Below are 1,039 nucleotides of genomic sequence, written 5' to 3' on the forward strand. Positions count from 1 at the left end.
CCGTCGCAAGGGCAGCATCACGCAGCAGCGGTGTCCACTCGGAAGTGGCGACGCCAGCCGTCGGACAGGACCGCGGGAACCGGAATGCCCAGAGACTCCATGGCGCTGCGGATCCGCTCCAGCAGTTGCTCGGGGAGTCCGTAGAGGTCATCGGCTGTCACGATGACGAAGGTCCAACCATCGCGCTCATTCAGGCCGGATCGGCGCTCCTCATCGTGTGCCTTCTGCGCGGGTTCCTCGTGCCAACGGCCGTCGTACTCGATCGCCAGCAGCGCGTCCTCGTAGCCGAGCTCGATGCGAAACCGCACATTGCCTTCGACGTCCCGCAGCCGGATGTTCACCTCGGGCTCGCGAAGCCCAGCCAGCACCATCAGGAGCCGAAGCGCACTCTCCGGGACTGAGTCGACGCCCTTCCTCACGAGTTTCGCCGCGCTGAGAGCCTCCACCCGGCACTGGCCCGGCCAGTTTTGCGCATAGGCGATGAGGTCATCCGGTGTGCACCGGCCCTTCTTGACGAGTCGGTCTCCGAGAGCGACGAGATCGACCAAGCCGAGGTGCCTCGCCAGGTGGCAGAACGTCTGGGCAGGCGAGGTGACTGGGAGCCCGTGCCGGAACCTGATGTCGAGGCGATGCCGGAAACGGTGCGGTTTCGCCCCGCTGACGCGAAACCTGACATCTCGCATGAACGCGACGTGGATCCACTCGTTGTCGGGAACGACGCCGCCCCACAACCGTGCTGCGGTCCAGTGGCTGAGCACCCCACCTTCGGGGCAGACCAGCATGGCTGCGCGCGACCGCACGACAACCGTGTCGGGGATCCGGGCGTCGACCACCACGCCGGTGAAGACCGTGCGGAAGTCCGGGCTTCGCAGCCTCCGATCCGAGACCCCGAGGTTCTTGGCCTCGGCACGCAGGAAAGGCCCTGGCAGCGGTGGTGACGTGTCCGGCATCCAGCAAGCGTGGCACCGCGCCGCGGTTCCCCGTTTTCGTTATCCACAGGCGTACGTGAGGTGACCTATTGGTCGATGTGGGTACGGGC

General features: G+C 66.3%; 1 protein-coding gene. It reads right to left on the reverse strand.

Features of this window, described 5'->3' with window-relative positions; genetic code table 11:
• Positions 1 to 17: 17 nt before the first annotated feature.
• Positions 18 to 950, reverse strand: coding sequence for a hypothetical protein (locus PLL68_RS15820; protein ID WP_324535739.1), 933 nt, complete (start codon positions 948 to 950; stop codon positions 18 to 20).
• Positions 951 to 1,039: the final 89 nt, after the last annotated feature.

Source organism: Ornithinibacter sp. (assembly GCF_035443565.1).
Classification (GTDB): Bacteria; Actinomycetota; Actinomycetes; order Actinomycetales; family Dermatophilaceae; genus Fodinibacter.